This window comes from Paracoccus sp. J55 (genome assembly GCF_000513975.1).
Lineage (GTDB): Bacteria > Pseudomonadota > Alphaproteobacteria > Rhodobacterales > Rhodobacteraceae > Paracoccus.
The window spans coordinates 11,403-24,872 of sequence record NZ_AZVA01000030.1 but is presented as its reverse complement, the minus strand read 5'-3'; the positions used below and the strand labels follow the sequence as shown (position 1 = coordinate 24,872).

Here is a 13,470-nt window from a genome sequence, read left to right as displayed (position 1 = left end):
TTCAAGACAGGACCGGCCCGTGCGGGTCTGCAGCGGGCCGGCCGGTGGGTTTACATCGCGCTCACTTGCGCTTGTCTTCGCCGAGATCCTCGAAATCGGCATCGACGATCTCGTCATCCACGTCGCGCGGACCGGCTTCGCGCTCGGCATCGCCGGCGCCCGCCTCGGCCTGGCTGGCCTTGTAGATGGCCTCGCCCAGCTTCATCGAGGCGTCCATCAGGTTCTGGATGCCGCCCTTGATCTTGCCGGCATCCTCGGACTTGACGGCTTCTTCCAGCGCGCCGACCGCCAGCTCGATCGCCTCGACGGTCGAGCCGTCCACCTTGTCGCCATGCTCTTCCAGCGATTTCTTGGTGGTGTGGATCAGGCTTTCGGCCTGGTTCTTGGCCTCGACCAGTTCCTTGCGCTTCTTGTCGGCCTCGGCATTGGCCTCGGCGTCCTTGACCATCTTCTCGATCTCGTCGTCCGACAGCCCGCCCGAGGCCTGGATGGTGATCTTCTGCTCTTTCCCGGTGCCCTTGTCCTTGGCCGAGACCGAGACGATGCCGTTGGCGTCGATGTCGAAGGTCACCTCGATCTGCGGCATGCCGCGCGGCGCCGGCGGGATGTTTTCCAGGTTGAACTGGCCCAGCAGCTTGTTGTCGGCGGCCATCTCGCGCTCACCCTGGAAGACCCGGATGGTCACGGCGTTCTGGTTGTCCTCGGCGGTCGAGAAGATCTGCGACTTCTTGGTCGGGATGGTGGTGTTGCGGTCGATCAGCCGGGTGAACACGCCGCCCAGCGTCTCGATGCCCAGGGACAGCGGCGTCACGTCCAGCAGCACCACGTCCTTGACGTCGCCCTGCAGCACGCCGGCCTGGATGGCGGCGCCAAGCGCCACGACCTCGTCCGGGTTCACGCCCTTATGCGGCTCCTTGCCGAAGAAGGCGGTCACCTCCTCGACCACCTTGGGCATCCGGGTCATGCCGCCGACCAGCACGATCTCGTCGATGTCGCCTTTCGACATGCCGGCATCCTTCAGCGCGTCCTGGACGGGCTTCATGGTGCGCTTGATCAGGTCGGCGACCAGGCTTTCCAGCTTGGCGCGGGTCAGCTTCATCACCATGTGCAGCGGCGTGCCCGAGTCCTTGTCCATCGAGATGAACGGCTGGTTGATCTCGGTCTGGCTGGAGCTCGACAGCTCGATCTTGGCCTTCTCGGCGGCTTCCTTGAGCCGCTGCAGCGCCATCTTGTCCTTGGTCAGGTCGACGCCATGCTCTTTCTTGAACTCATCGGCTAGGTAGTTGACGATGCGCATGTCGAAGTCTTCACCGCCCAGGAACGTGTCCCCGTTGGTGGATTTCACCTCGAAGAGGCCGTCGTCGATTTCCAGGATGGTGATGTCGAAGGTGCCACCGCCAAGGTCATAGACCGCGATGGTCTTGCTGTCCTTCTTGTCCAGGCCATAGGCCAGCGCAGCCGCGGTCGGCTCGTTGATGATGCGCAGCACTTCCAGCCCGGCGATCTTGCCGGCGTCCTTGGTGGCCTGACGCTGGGCGTCGTTGAAATAGGCGGGCACCGTGATCACCGCCTGGGTGACCGGTTCGCCCAGGTAGGATTCTGCGGTTTCCTTCATCTTCTGCAGGATGAAAGCGGAAATCTGGCTGGGCGAATACTTGTCGCCCCGGACCTCGACCCAGGCGTCGCCATTGCCGCCGTCGACGATGGCATAGGGGACGAGCTTCTTGTCCTTCTCGACTTCCGCGTCGGTGGTGCGGCGGCCGATCAGGCGCTTGACGGCAAAGATGGTGTTCGAGGGGTTGGTCACCGCCTGGCGCTTGGCGGGCTGGCCGACCAGACGCTCGCTGTCGGTGAAGGCAACGATCGAGGGCGTGGTGCGCGCGCCTTCCGAATTCTCGATGACCTTGGGCTGGCTGCCATCCATGATGGCGACGCAGCTGTTGGTGGTTCCGAGGTCGATGCCGATGACTTTGGACATGCAATAACCTTTCTTGCGGCGATATTCTGGGCCTTGGGTCCTCAATCGGCCCCCGAAAGCCCGATCCCTGGATTGACCGAAGGGACCCTGTTCAGGGCCCTCCGAGCTTCATGGGCCTATATAGGAAGGGGTCTGGCGGGCTGCAAGCAGACCGGATGGCAGAAAACATCCCGCCTGCGCCTGCGCTTGGCATGCCTGCGCCAGGGTGGGCGGAACGCCGCGCGCGGGCACAGAGGGGGCGGGGGGCGGGACACGCTCACCGGCCGGCCGACCAGCTGATCGAGACCGCCTTGCGGGTCACGAATTCCGCCATCAGCCCGATCATCAGCAGCGTCAGCGTGGCATAGAGCGGATAGTCCAGCGACGAGTTGCGCGGCGAGTAGTTGATGAAGGCGAAGCCGCGCGTCTGGTCGATGACATGGAACAGCGGGTTCCACGAGAACATGTGCAGCATCACCGTCGGCATCATGTTGGCCACGAACATCTTGCCCGAGAACACCATGTTGATGCGCTGGTAGAACTGGGTCAGCACCTGCGCCGCCTGCGGCCACCACGGCCGGATCGACAGGAAGATCAGCCCGATGCAGCAGCCCGAGAACCAGGCCAGCAGCAGCATGGCATAGCAGGCCAGCGGCCGGTCGATCTGGATCGGCTGGATCAGGTAGTGATAGCCGGTCAGCACCACGATGCTGGAGAAGGTCTGCCGGTAAAGCGAGGCCAGCGCCGCGGCCGAGATCATCACCGCGGTGTTCATCGGCCCGTGCTTCATCATCTGGTTGCTGGGGCTGCCCGCCCCCGCCACCGCGCCGATGGCCTGGGAATGGGCCATGAACATGAAGATGCCGGACATGATATAGACGATATAGTCGCCCCGGATCGGCGCCCGGCGCACCCCCATCATGGCGAAGATCAGGTAGAAGCCCGCGATCATGGCGATGGCCTGGGTGACGGTCATGATCAGGCCGACCACCGCGTTGCGCTGGCCCTTGCGCAGGTTGTTCACCGTGACATGATAGATCAGCGACAGCGTGGTGAACGCGGCCTCGACCATGTTGCGGTTGCGGCGCTGGGTGAACATCGGCGGGTCGGTTCCTGCCCAGGGGTTAGGGGCCCGGGGGTTTCTGTTGCGGCTTTCGCGGGGCGCTTGCCCTGCGCGATCCGCCGCATCATAAGGAAGCCGACAGCCGTATTCAATCGGCGCCGCATCCCCGAGGCTTCGGGACGGAAAGGAAAAACCATGCAATTCGATCGAATGATTGCCGAAATGCGCCGCCTCGCTCTGCGGGCCGGCGACGAGATCATGCAGGTCTATGGCGCCGAGGATTTCGACGTGCGCGCGAAATCCGACGCCTCGCCGGTGACCCAGGCCGACGAGGCCGCCGACGCTCTGATCTCGGCCGGGCTGCGCGCCGCCTTTCCCGACATCCCGCTGGTGACCGAGGAGCAGGCCGAGACCCACGGCCAGAGCCTGTCCACCTTCCTGATCGTCGATCCGCTGGACGGCACCAAGGAATTCGTGCAGCGCCGCGGCGACTTCACCGTCAACATCGCCTATGTCCAGGACGGCGTGCCGCGGCTTGGCGTCGTCTATGCCCCGGCCAAGGGCCGGCTGTTCTATACCAATGCCGAGGGCGGCTCGGTCGAGGAGCATGGTCCCTTCGGCGACGAGCCGGGCGAGGTCACGCCGATCGGCGTCAACTCGACGCCCGACAACCGGGCGCTGATGGCCGTCGCCTCCAAATCGCATCGCGACGCCGCGACCGACGACTATATCGCCCGCTACGGGGTGCGCGACATGACCTCGGCGGGCAGCTCGCTGAAATTCTGCCTGGTGGCGACGGGCGAGGCCGACCTCTACCCGCGGCTCGGCCGCACCATGGAATGGGACACCGCCGCCGGCGACGCGGTGCTGCGCGGCGCGGGCGGCGAGGTGGTGCGCTTCGACGACCACACGGCGCTGAAATACGGCAAGCCCGGCTTCGAGAACCCGTTCTTCATCGCCTTCGCCCCCGGCGTGCTGCTGGTCAAGGACTGATCCCCATGTCGGTCGTCATCGTCATTCCCGCCCGCCACGCCTCGACGCGCTATCCCGGCAAGCCGCTGGTCGAGCTGCGCGGTGCCACCGGCGAGGGGCAGTCACTCATCCGCCGCAGCTGGGAGGCGGCGCGCGCCGTCCGGGGCATCGACCGGGTGATCGTCGCCACCGATGATGAGCGCATCCGCGACCATGCCGAGGGCTTCGGGGCCGAGGTCGCCATGACCTCGACCGCCGCCCGCAACGGCACGGAACGCTGCGCCGAGGCGGTGGCGAAGCTGGGGCTGACGCATGAGATCGTGGTGAACCTGCAGGGCGATGCCCCGCTGACCCCCGCCTGGTTCGTCGAGGAGCTGGTGGCCGGGCTCAAGGCCGATCCCGGCGCCGACGTGGCGACCCCGGTGCTGCGCTGCTCGGGGGCCATGCGCTCGGATCTGATCGCCGACCGGGTGGCGGGCCGCGTCGGCGGCACCACCGCGGTCTTCGGCCATGACCGCCGGGCGCTGTATTTCTCGAAGGAAGTGATCCCCTATGCCGGCGCGGATTTTGGTCCCAGCGACCCGACGCCGGTCTATCACCATGTCGGCGTCTACGCCTATCGCCCCGGGGCGCTGGCCGAATACCCGACCTGGGAGGAGGGCCGGCTGGAGGCGCTGGAAGGGCTGGAGCAACTGCGCTTCCTGGAGCGCGGCCGCCGGATCCTTTGCGTCGAGGTCGAGGCGAAGGGCCGCGAGTTCTGGGAGCTGAACAACCCCTCGGACGTGCCCAAGCTGGAGGCGATGATGAGCCGCATGGGCATCGCCTGATGCCGCAGCGGCCCGGCCGGGCGCCCAGGACCAGCATCGTCGTCGTCTCGCGCCACCGGCCGCAGGCGCTGGAGCGTTGCCTGACCGCGCTGGCGGGCCAGACCCACCCGGATTTCGAGATCGTGCTGGTGGCCGATCCGGCCGCGGCCGGCATCCGCCCCGACCTGCCGCTGAAGCGGCTGGCCTTCGACCGCGCCAATGTTTCGGCGGCCCGCAACGAGGGGCTGGCGCTGGCGGCGGGCGAAGCGGTGCTGTTCATCGACGACGACGCGCTGGCCGAGCCGGGCTGGGCCGAGGCGTTGGCCGCGCCCCTTGCCGATCCGCGCGTGATCGCCGCCACCGGCTTCACCCGCGGCCCCGACGGCCTGCGCTGGCAGGTCCGGGCCGAACGGATCGCGCCCTCGGGCCGCGCCCTGCCGCTGGAAGTTGCCGGAACCGCCCTGCTCGGGCCGAAGGACGGCTGCCCGGTCAGCACCATCGGCACCAATTGCGGCTTTCGCCGCGAGGCGCTGGTCGCCATCGGCGGCTTCGACCCGGCCTTTGCCTATCATCTGGACGAAAGCGACGTGAACCTGCGCATGGCGGCGCGCTTTCCGCAGGGGCTGACGGCGGTGGTCCCGGCGGCGCAGGTGATCCATGGCGTCGCGCCCGGCGCGGACCGGGGCGAGGCGGGCGTGCCGTGCGACCTGACCGCCATCGGCCGCTCTGCCGCGATTTTCGCCGCGCGGCATGGCGGCGATCCGGGCTGGCTGCGCGACAGCCAGCGGCGGCGGCTGCTGCGGCATATGGTGGCGGGGCGGCTCGATCCCTTCAGGGTGCGGACGATCCTGGCGACGCTGGATCGCGGCCTGGCCGAGGGGCAGGGGCCGGCGCCCGCGCCGCCGGTCTGGGACCGGGCCGCGCCGCCGGCCTTCCGGCCGATGCCCCGCGTGGCGGCGGGCCTGGCGGAGGAGCCGCTGTTCCTGGCCGGTTGGCACTGGCAGGCCCGCGCCCTGCGTGCCCGCGCGGCGCGGGCGGTGGCCGAGGGGCGGCTGGCGGCGCTGCTGCTGCTGACGCCCAGTTTCCTGCCGCATCGGCTGACTCTGGTCCCGGGCGGCTGGTGGGAGCAGCGCGGCGGGCTTTGGGGGGCGTCGCGCCCCGGAGATTCGCCTGTCATATTTCTGAGCAAGACCGCGCGCATTTTGCGCGAGCGGGGAAATTTGCCTAGACGCCGGGGGTGAACAAGCAGAATATTGCCGCAAACGGCAGAATTGACTCGCTTTAACATTTTTTAGGAACGACTGGGCCAACCAGGCGCTTGTTGCGCAGGCGTCGACAAAGAGGGATAACCTCCGAGCCGTTGGCGCAGAAATCAGGAGACCGAATTCATGACGCGCAAAGTCACCAAGGCCATCTTCCCCGTGGCTGGACTGGGCACCCGCTTTCTACCCGCCACGAAGAGCATTCCCAAGGAGATCATGACCTTGGTGGATCGCCCGTTGATCCAATACGCCATCGACGAGGCGCGCGCCGCGGGGATCGAGGAGTTCATCTTTGTCACCTCGCGCGGCAAGGGCGCGCTCGAGGATTATTTCGACCATGCCCATGAGCTGGAATCGAGCCTGAAGAAATCCGGCAAGACCGAGCTTCTGGACATCTTGCGCTCGACCAACATGGATTCGGGCGCCATCGCCTATGTGCGCCAGCACAAGGCGCTGGGTCTTGGCCATGCCGTCTGGTGCGCCCGCCGTCTGGTCGGGGACGAGCCCTTCGCCGTCATCCTGACCGACGACGTCATCATGGGCGAGCCGCCCTGCCTGCAGCAGATGATCGAGGCCTATCAGGAAACCGGCGGCAGCATGGTCGCCACCATGGAAGTGCCGGCCGAAAAGACCCAGGCCTATGGCGTTCTGGACGTGGCCGAGGACATGGGCGCCATCGTCCGCGCCCGCGGCATGGTGGAAAAGCCCAAGGAAAACCCGCCCTCGAACCTTGCGGTGATCGGCCGCTACATCCTGGCGCCGTCGGTGCTGGCCAACCTCAACAAGCTCAAGCAGGGCTCGGGCGGCGAGATCCAGCTGACCGACGCCATCGCCGACGAGATCGCCGAGGGCCGCGACGTCTATGGCCTGCGCTTCCGCGGCCAGCGGTTCGACTGCGGCTCGAAGGCCGGCTTCCTGCAGGCGACCGTGGCCTTCGGCCTGGCGCGCGACGACCTCAAGGGTGAATTCGCGGATTATCTTTCCGACGTCCTGGCGATGCGCAAGGCGGCGGAATAACCCGAATGGCCGACAGGGTTCTGGTGACGGGCGGCGCGGGCTATATCGGCTCGCACGCCTGCAAGGCGTTGCGGGCGGCGGGCTTCGAGCCTGTGACCTACGACAATCTCTGCACCGGCTGGCGCCAGGCGGTGAAGTTCGGGCCTTTCGAGCAGGGCGACCTGCTGGACCGTGCCCGGCTGGACGAGGTTCTGGCCCGTCACAACCCTGTCGCCGTGATGCATTTCGCGGCGCTGAGCCAGGTCGGCGAGGCCATGCGCGAGCCGGGCAGGTATTGGCGCGGCAATGTCTGCGCCTCGCTCAACCTGATCGAGGCGGCGCTGGCGGCGGGGGTGCGGAACTTCGTCTTTTCCTCGACCTGCGCCACCTATGGCGACCATGACGGCGTGGTGCTGGACGAGACGACGCCCCAGACGCCGCTTAACGCCTATGGCGCCTCCAAGCGCGCCATCGAGGACATGCTGAAGGATTTCGGCGCCTCGGACGGGCTGCGCTCGGTCATCTTCCGCTATTTCAACGTGGCCGGCGCCGACCCGGATGCCGAGGTGGGCGAGTTCCACCAGCCCGAGACGCATCTGATCCCGCTGATCCTCGACGCCATCGACGGCAAGCGCGCGGCGCTGACCATCCACGGCACCGACTACCCGACGCCGGACGGCACCTGCATCCGCGACTATGTGCATGTGATGGACCTTGTGGACGCGCATGTGCTGGGGCTGCAATACCTGCTGGACGGCAAGGTCGCCGATGGCGGGCAGGAGGTGTTCTGCCTGGGCACCGGCAACGGCTTTTCGGTGCGCGAGGTGATCGACCATTCCCGGCATGTCACCAACCGCGCGGTGCCGCTGACCGAGGGGCCGCGCCGCGGCGGCGATGCGGTCAAGCTGGTCTCGGGCAGCGAGAAGGCGGTCTCGGTGCTGGGCTGGAACCCGGCGCGCTCGACCCTGCCGCAGATGATCGGCGACGCCTGGCGCTGGCACCAGAACGGCGGATATGAGGCCTGATCCGGCGATCGTGCTGGATGTCTCGCGGCTGATCTCGCGGCTTGGCGGCGGCCCGGCGACGGGCATCGACCGGGTAGAGGCCGAATGGCTGGCCCATCTGCAGGACCGCCCGCATCTGCTGCTGTGCCGGGTGCGGCGCGGCCAGCTGCTGCTGCCGCCCCGCGCCGGCGCGGCGATCCTGCGCTGGCTGGGCGGGGCGCTGGACGACCTGCCGCCGCCGGACCTGCTGGACCGGCTGCGCGGCCGGCGCACCCTGCCCGCGCGGGCCGAGGCGGCGCTGCGCCGGATGGCGCTGGTGCGGGCCGGGCGCCAGGGCAGGGGCCTTGGCCGCGCGGCGCAGGCGCATCTGGGGCCGGCCGCCTATGCGAATGTCGGCCATGCCAATCTGCTGCCGGGCCTGCTTGCGAACCTGCGCCCTCTGCGGCGGGCGGTGCTGATCCACGACACCATCCCGCTTGATCATCCTGAATTCACCCGCGCCGGGCAGGCAGAGAAGTTCCGCGCCCGCTTCACCGCCGCGCTGGAACAGGCCGAACTGATCCTGACCGTCTCGGCGGCGACGCGCGCCGACGTGCTGCGCTGGCGCGAGCGGCTGGGGCTGCCGGGGCACGCGGAGATCATCGCCGCGCCCATCGGCACCCGGCTGGCGGCGCCCGACCCCGCCGGGCTGCCGGCGGATCTGGACTTGTCGCGCCCGTTCTTCGTCACCTTGGGCACCATCGAGCCGCGCAAGAACCACGCGCTGCTGCTGGACGCCTGGCAGATGCAGGCGCGGCCGCCGCAGCTGTTCATCATCGGCCGCCGCGGCTGGGAGAACCGCGAGGTCTTTGCCCGGCTCGACCGCCTGCCGCCCGGCGGCCCGGTGCGCGAGCTGCGCGACCTGGACGACGGCGCGGTGGCCGCGCTGATCGGCCGCAGCCACGGGCTGCTGATGCCCAGCCGGGCCGAGGGCTTCGGCCTGCCCCTGACCGAGGCCGCCGGCCGCGGCGTGCCGGTCCTGGCCAGCCCCCTGCCGGCGGCGCGCGAAATGCTGGGCGATTACGCGACCTGGCTGTCCCCGGACGCTCCGGCCGACTGGGCGGCCGAGGTGGCGCGGCTGGCCGGCGCGCCGGCCCGGCGGCTGCCGCCCCTGCCGGTGCCGGACTGGCAAGGGCATTTCCGGCTTTGCTACGCTGGGTTGTGTCACACATTGCGCGACCTGACCGTTGCCGCTATGTGACGCCGGTAAAAGGTAAAGAAGGTCCGTGCCGCGCCCGTTCAGGATTATCAGGCGAAAGCTGATGCTTCGCGCCCGCCGTCAATGGCTGCTGGGGCGCGCGATTCGCCGTCGCCGCCGGCTGCGGCCGGTATGGGACCGCACCGCGCGCATCCGGCCGGGCGATATCCTGCTGTTCATGGTCATGCGCAACGAGGCGCCGCGCCTGCCCTGGTTCCTGGACTACTACCGGGCGATGGGTGTCCGGCATTTCCTAGTGGTCGACAACGGCTCGGAGGATGGCGGGCGCGACTATCTGGGCCAGCAGGAGGATGTCTCGGTCTGGCTGACCCGCGCCAGCTACAAGGCCTCGCGCTTCGGCATGGACTGGATGAACGGGCTGCTGCGCCGGCATGGCAGCGGGCATTGGTGCCTGACCGTCGATCCCGACGAGTTCCTGGTCTATCCGCATCACGACACCCGGCCCCTGCAGGCGCTGACCGACTGGCTGGATGCCAGCAACATCCGCTCGTTCTCGGCCATGCTGCTGGACATGTATCCCAAGGGCTCGCTGGCCGCGCAGCCCTATCGCGCCGGGCAGGACCCGTTCCAGATCGCGCGCTGGTTCGATCCGGCCAATTACGCCATCCGCAAGAACGGCGAATACGGCAATCTCTGGATCCAGGGCGGGCCGCGGGCGCGGGCTTTCTTCCGGGACGACCCCGAAAGCGCCCCGGCGCTGAACAAGATCCCGCTGGTCCGCTGGGAAAGGGGGCATGCCTATGTCAGCTCGACCCATATGCTGCTGCCGCGCTCGCTGAACATGGTCTATGACGAGAATGGCGGCGAAAAGGCCTCGGGCTGCCTGCTGCACGCCAAGTTCCTGTCGACCTTCGTCGAGAAATCCGCCGAGGAACTGACCCGGCGCCAGCATTACGCCAACAGCCAGGAATACCTGGCCTATCACGCCGGGCTGCGGGACGACCCGGATTTCTGGTGCGAGGAATCCTGCGAGCTGCAGGACTGGCGCCAGCTCGAGGATCTGGGGCTGATCTCCAAGGGGAACTGGGCATGAGCGGCGGGCCGGTCAGGCTGGGCGTGGTCATGCTGTGCCATGACGAATTGCCCATCGCTGCGCGCATGGCCCGGGTCTGGGCCCAGGGCGGGGCGGCGGTCGCGGTCCATGTCGATGCCAAGGCGCCCGCGGACGCGGTCGAGACCATGCAGGCCGACCTTGCCGACCTGCGGCAGGTGCTGTTCAGCCGGCGCCATCCCTGCGAATGGGGCACCTTCAGCCTTGTGCGCGCCACCCAGGACGCCGCCGGCCTGCTGCTGGACAGGTTCCGCGAGGTCACGCATGTGCTGGTCGTCTCGGGCGCCTGCCTGCCCCTGCGGCCGGTGCAGGATCTTTGCGCCTATCTGGCGCTGCATCCGACGCGCGACTTCATCGAAAGCGTCACCGCCGAGGATGTCGGCTGGACCGTCGGCGGGCTGAACGAGGAACGCTTCACCCTGCGCTTTCCCTTCTCGTTCCGGCGCCGGCGCAAGCTGTTCGACCGCTATGTCGAATTGCAGCGCCGGCTGGGCTACAGGCGGCGCATCCCGCAGGGGCTGGTGCCGCATCTGGGCTCGCAATGGTGGTGCCTGACCCGCGCCACGCTGCAGGCCATCCTGACCGACCCGCGCCGGGCCGAGTTCGACCGCTATTTCGCCCGGGTCTGGATCCCGGACGAGAGCTATTTCCAGACCCTTGCCCGGCGGCATTCGATGAGGATCGAAAGCCGCTCGCTGACGCTGGCCAAGTTCGACAACCAGGGCAAGCCCTATATCTTCTACGACGACCACCTGGAGATCCTGCAGCAATCGCGCTGCTTCGTCGCCCGCAAGATCTGGCGCGGCGCCGGGCGGCTGCACGACCATTTCCCCCATGGCGACGGCGCGCAACCGTCCGCCGCCGAGCCGCGCCCCGAGCGGGTGGACCGCATCATCAGCCATGCAGTCGCGCGCCGCCGGCTGGGCCGGCCCGGGCTTTACATGCAGAGCCGCTTTCCGCTGAAGGACCGCGAGAACGGCAAGACCTCGGCACCCTATGCCATGTTCCAGGGCTTCACCGACCTGTTCCCCGGCTTCGAAACCTGGCTGGCCAGCCGGATCGACGCCGATGTGCATGGCCATCTTTTCGCGGTGCATGGCGTGGAATTCGCCGGCCGCCGGCCGATCGGGCCGGGCGCGCTTTCGGACAGCGCCCCGCTGCGCGACCTGGACCAGCGCGGCTTTCTGGCCAACCTGATCCGCATCGCCACGCGCATGCAGGTCTGGCAGTTCAGCCCGCGCGACGGGCAGGAGATGAACTGGTTCCTCGCCACCGATCCCAATGCGCGCATCTTCGTGGTCACCGGTGCTTGGGCGGTGCCGCTTCTGCATTCCGACATGCCCTTTGACGACATCCGCCGCGTCGCGGCCATCCTGCAGCGCACCGAACTGGCGCAGATGGAGGCGCTGAATTCGGTCTGGCTCAAGGCGCAGACGCAGATCTGGGACCTGGCCGATTTCTGCGCCCGGCCCTCGGCCGTGCTGGGCAGCATCCTGCAGCGGCTGGGCGGCGAGCCCGAGGCCGCGGCCGACCTGCCGCCGATGCGCGACATCGCCGGCATGGGGCGGTTCCTGCAAAGGCTGCGCAATGCCGGGCTGCGCCCGCAGCTGATGGGGGATTTCCCCGCCACCGATCCCGACCCGCCGACCGCCGCCGTCCATGAAAGAACCGCGCCATGACCCAGTCTTTCCGCAGCTTCGTGATCTTCGCCGAGATGCGCACCGGCTCGAACCTGCTCGAGGCGACGCTGAACGCCATCAAGCGCGTCACCTGCTTCGGCGAGGCCTTCAACCCCTACATGATGGGCTGGCCCGACAAGGATGAGCTCAAGGGCATCACCATGGCCGAGCGCGAGGCCGATCCGCACCGGCTGCTGGCGGCGATCTTCGACAAGCCGAACCACCTGCCGGGGTTCCGCTATTTCCACGACCACGACCCGCGGGTCTTCGACGCGATCATCGAGGACCGGGCCTGCGCCAAGATCATCCTGACCCGCAACCCGGTGGACAGCTATGTCTCGACCGCGCTGGCGCGGGCCACCAACCAGTGGAAGCTGAACGAGACCGAGACGCCGATTCCCGCCGCCGTGCGCTTCGACGGCGCCGAGTTCCGGCAGGTGGCGGGCGAGATCGAGGAGTTCCAGCTGAAGGTCATGCACCGGCTGCAGGTGACCGGCCAGGCCGGTTTCTGGCTGGGCTACGAGGACCTGCGCGATGCCGAGGTGATGACCGGCCTGTTGCATTGGCTGGGCCGCACCGACCTGAAACGGGTCGAGCCGGCCAGCGACCAGGTGCCGCAGAACCCGCGCGAACTGTCCGAGAAGGTCGAGAATTTCGACGAGATGCAGGCGGAACTGGCGCGGCTCGACCCGTTCATGCTGCGCAAGATCCCGAATTTCGAGCCGAGGAAGGGCCCGGCGGTGCCCTCGTTCCTGGGGGCCGAGGCGGGCAGGGGGCTGATCTTCATGCCGGTCAAGGGCGGGCCTGCGGACAGCGTGACGCGCTGGCTGCGCGCCATGGGCGAGGTCGTCGGCGACTTCAACCAGAACAGCCTGCGGCAATGGAAGCGCCAGCATGTCGGCCATCGCAGCTTCACCGTGCTGCGCCACCCGCTGCTGCGCGCCTGGGCGGCCTTCGAATCGCTGATCGGCGGCCGCAATGCCGAGCTGCGCCAGCTGATGCGGCAGATCCATCGCGTCGCCCTGCCGCCGGATCCGGAGCTGGGCGCGCTGGACCAGAGCCGCAAGGCCGAGCTGTTTGCGGCCTTCCTGGACTTCCTGCGCCGCAACCTGAACGGCCAGACCACGCTGCCGACCTTTCCCGGCTGGGCCAGCCAGTCCGAGGTGCTGGCGGGTTTCGCACGCTTCGGCGCCCCCGACATGCTGCTGCGCGAATCGGACCTGCCGCGCGACCTGTCCTGGCTTGCCGCCAGCGCCGGGATCAAGGCACCGGCCGATTTTCCCGACCCGGAGCCCTTCCCGGACTTCCTGAACGAGCAGGAATTGCGCGGCGCGGCGAAGAAGGCCTATCTGCGCGATTACGTCGCCTTCGGCTTCGGCGGCCAACCCTGACCCGGCCCCGCCCTGACCCGGCCCCGCCCTG

11 protein-coding genes are annotated in these 13,470 nt (G+C 68.2%); 9 read left to right on the top strand and 2 right to left on the bottom strand.

From position 1 onward, the window contains the following. Positions 1 to 61 precede the first annotated feature (61 nt). Positions 62 to 1,978 carry a molecular chaperone DnaK gene (gene dnaK, locus PARJ55_RS0116610; RefSeq protein ID WP_028714051.1) on the bottom strand — a complete coding sequence of 639 codons (1,917 nt, stop codon included), beginning with the start codon at positions 1,976 to 1,978 and terminating at the stop codon, positions 62 to 64. Positions 1,979 to 2,234: 256 nt separating this feature from the next. Then, complete coding sequence (locus tag PARJ55_RS0116605; protein ID WP_028714050.1) at positions 2,235 to 3,056, bottom strand: ABC transporter permease; 822 nt, start codon at positions 3,054 to 3,056, stop codon at positions 2,235 to 2,237. 159 nt (positions 3,057 to 3,215) lie between these two features. Between PARJ55_RS0116605 and cysQ the strand changes: the two genes are divergently transcribed. The 9 genes from cysQ (at position 3,216) to PARJ55_RS0116560 (ending at position 13,439) form a co-directional block, all read left to right on the top strand. Then, on the top strand, positions 3,216 to 4,013 hold the full coding sequence (gene cysQ / locus PARJ55_RS0116600) for a 3'(2'),5'-bisphosphate nucleotidase CysQ (protein WP_028714049.1): 798 nt from the start codon (positions 3,216 to 3,218) through the stop codon (positions 4,011 to 4,013). Between the two features lie 5 nt (positions 4,014 to 4,018). Next, on the top strand, positions 4,019 to 4,819 hold the full coding sequence (locus PARJ55_RS0116595; RefSeq protein ID WP_028714048.1) for a 3-deoxy-manno-octulosonate cytidylyltransferase: 801 nt from the start codon (positions 4,019 to 4,021) through the stop codon (positions 4,817 to 4,819). After that, on the top strand, positions 4,819 to 6,039 hold the full coding sequence (locus tag PARJ55_RS0116590) for a glycosyltransferase family 2 protein (protein WP_028714047.1): 1,221 nt from the start codon (positions 4,819 to 4,821) through the stop codon (positions 6,037 to 6,039). Before PARJ55_RS0116595 ends, PARJ55_RS0116590 begins: the two co-directional genes overlap by 1 nt. 147 nt (positions 6,040 to 6,186) lie before the next feature. Then, positions 6,187 to 7,077, top strand: a complete 891-nt coding sequence (locus PARJ55_RS0116585) for a UTP--glucose-1-phosphate uridylyltransferase (protein WP_028714046.1) — start codon at positions 6,187 to 6,189, stop codon at positions 7,075 to 7,077. A 5-nt stretch (positions 7,078 to 7,082) separates the two neighbouring features. Further along, positions 7,083 to 8,081 carry a UDP-glucose 4-epimerase GalE gene (gene galE / locus PARJ55_RS0116580; protein WP_028714045.1) on the top strand — a complete coding sequence of 333 codons (999 nt, stop codon included), beginning with the start codon at positions 7,083 to 7,085 and terminating at the stop codon, positions 8,079 to 8,081. Beyond that, a complete protein-coding gene (locus PARJ55_RS0116575; protein WP_028714044.1) occupies positions 8,071 to 9,300 on the top strand; it encodes a glycosyltransferase family 1 protein in 1,230 nt (409 codons plus the stop codon). Before galE ends, PARJ55_RS0116575 begins: the two co-directional genes overlap by 11 nt. A 61-nt stretch (positions 9,301 to 9,361) precedes the next feature. Further along, a complete protein-coding gene (locus PARJ55_RS0116570) occupies positions 9,362 to 10,351 on the top strand; it encodes a glycosyltransferase family 2 protein (protein WP_036696963.1) in 990 nt (329 codons plus the stop codon). Further along, on the top strand, positions 10,348 to 12,048 hold the full coding sequence (locus tag PARJ55_RS0116565; RefSeq protein WP_028714042.1) for a beta-1,6-N-acetylglucosaminyltransferase: 1,701 nt from the start codon (positions 10,348 to 10,350) through the stop codon (positions 12,046 to 12,048). Before PARJ55_RS0116570 ends, PARJ55_RS0116565 begins: the two co-directional genes overlap by 4 nt. Further along, on the top strand, positions 12,045 to 13,439 hold the full coding sequence (locus PARJ55_RS0116560; protein ID WP_028714041.1) for a hypothetical protein: 1,395 nt from the start codon (positions 12,045 to 12,047) through the stop codon (positions 13,437 to 13,439). Before PARJ55_RS0116565 ends, PARJ55_RS0116560 begins: the two co-directional genes overlap by 4 nt. The last annotated feature ends 31 nt before the right edge of the window (positions 13,440 to 13,470 follow it).

Excerpts from the sequence above, each read along its gene's own strand:
- PARJ55_RS0116560 (WP_028714041.1), top strand. The coding sequence starts at position 12,045 with ATGACCCAGTCTTTCCGCAGCTTCGTGATCTTCGCCGAGATGCGCACC.
- PARJ55_RS0116585 (WP_028714046.1), top strand. The coding sequence starts at position 6,187 with ATGACGCGCAAAGTCACCAAGGCCATCTTCCCCGTGGCTGGACTGGGC.
- galE (WP_028714045.1), top strand. The coding sequence starts at position 7,083 with ATGGCCGACAGGGTTCTGGTGACGGGCGGCGCGGGCTATATCGGCTCG.
- PARJ55_RS0116570 (WP_036696963.1), top strand. The coding sequence starts at position 9,362 with ATGCTTCGCGCCCGCCGTCAATGGCTGCTGGGGCGCGCGATTCGCCGT.
- PARJ55_RS0116565 (WP_028714042.1), top strand. The coding sequence starts at position 10,348 with ATGAGCGGCGGGCCGGTCAGGCTGGGCGTGGTCATGCTGTGCCATGAC.
- cysQ (WP_028714049.1), top strand. The coding sequence starts at position 3,216 with ATGCAATTCGATCGAATGATTGCCGAAATGCGCCGCCTCGCTCTGCGG.
- PARJ55_RS0116590 (WP_028714047.1), top strand. The coding sequence starts at position 4,819 with ATGCCGCAGCGGCCCGGCCGGGCGCCCAGGACCAGCATCGTCGTCGTC.
- PARJ55_RS0116605 (WP_028714050.1), bottom strand. The coding sequence starts at position 3,056 with ATGTTCACCCAGCGCCGCAACCGCAACATGGTCGAGGCCGCGTTCACC.
- dnaK (WP_028714051.1), bottom strand. The coding sequence starts at position 1,978 with ATGTCCAAAGTCATCGGCATCGACCTCGGAACCACCAACAGCTGCGTC.
- PARJ55_RS0116595 (WP_028714048.1), top strand. The coding sequence starts at position 4,019 with ATGTCGGTCGTCATCGTCATTCCCGCCCGCCACGCCTCGACGCGCTAT.
- PARJ55_RS0116575 (WP_028714044.1), top strand. The coding sequence starts at position 8,071 with ATGAGGCCTGATCCGGCGATCGTGCTGGATGTCTCGCGGCTGATCTCG.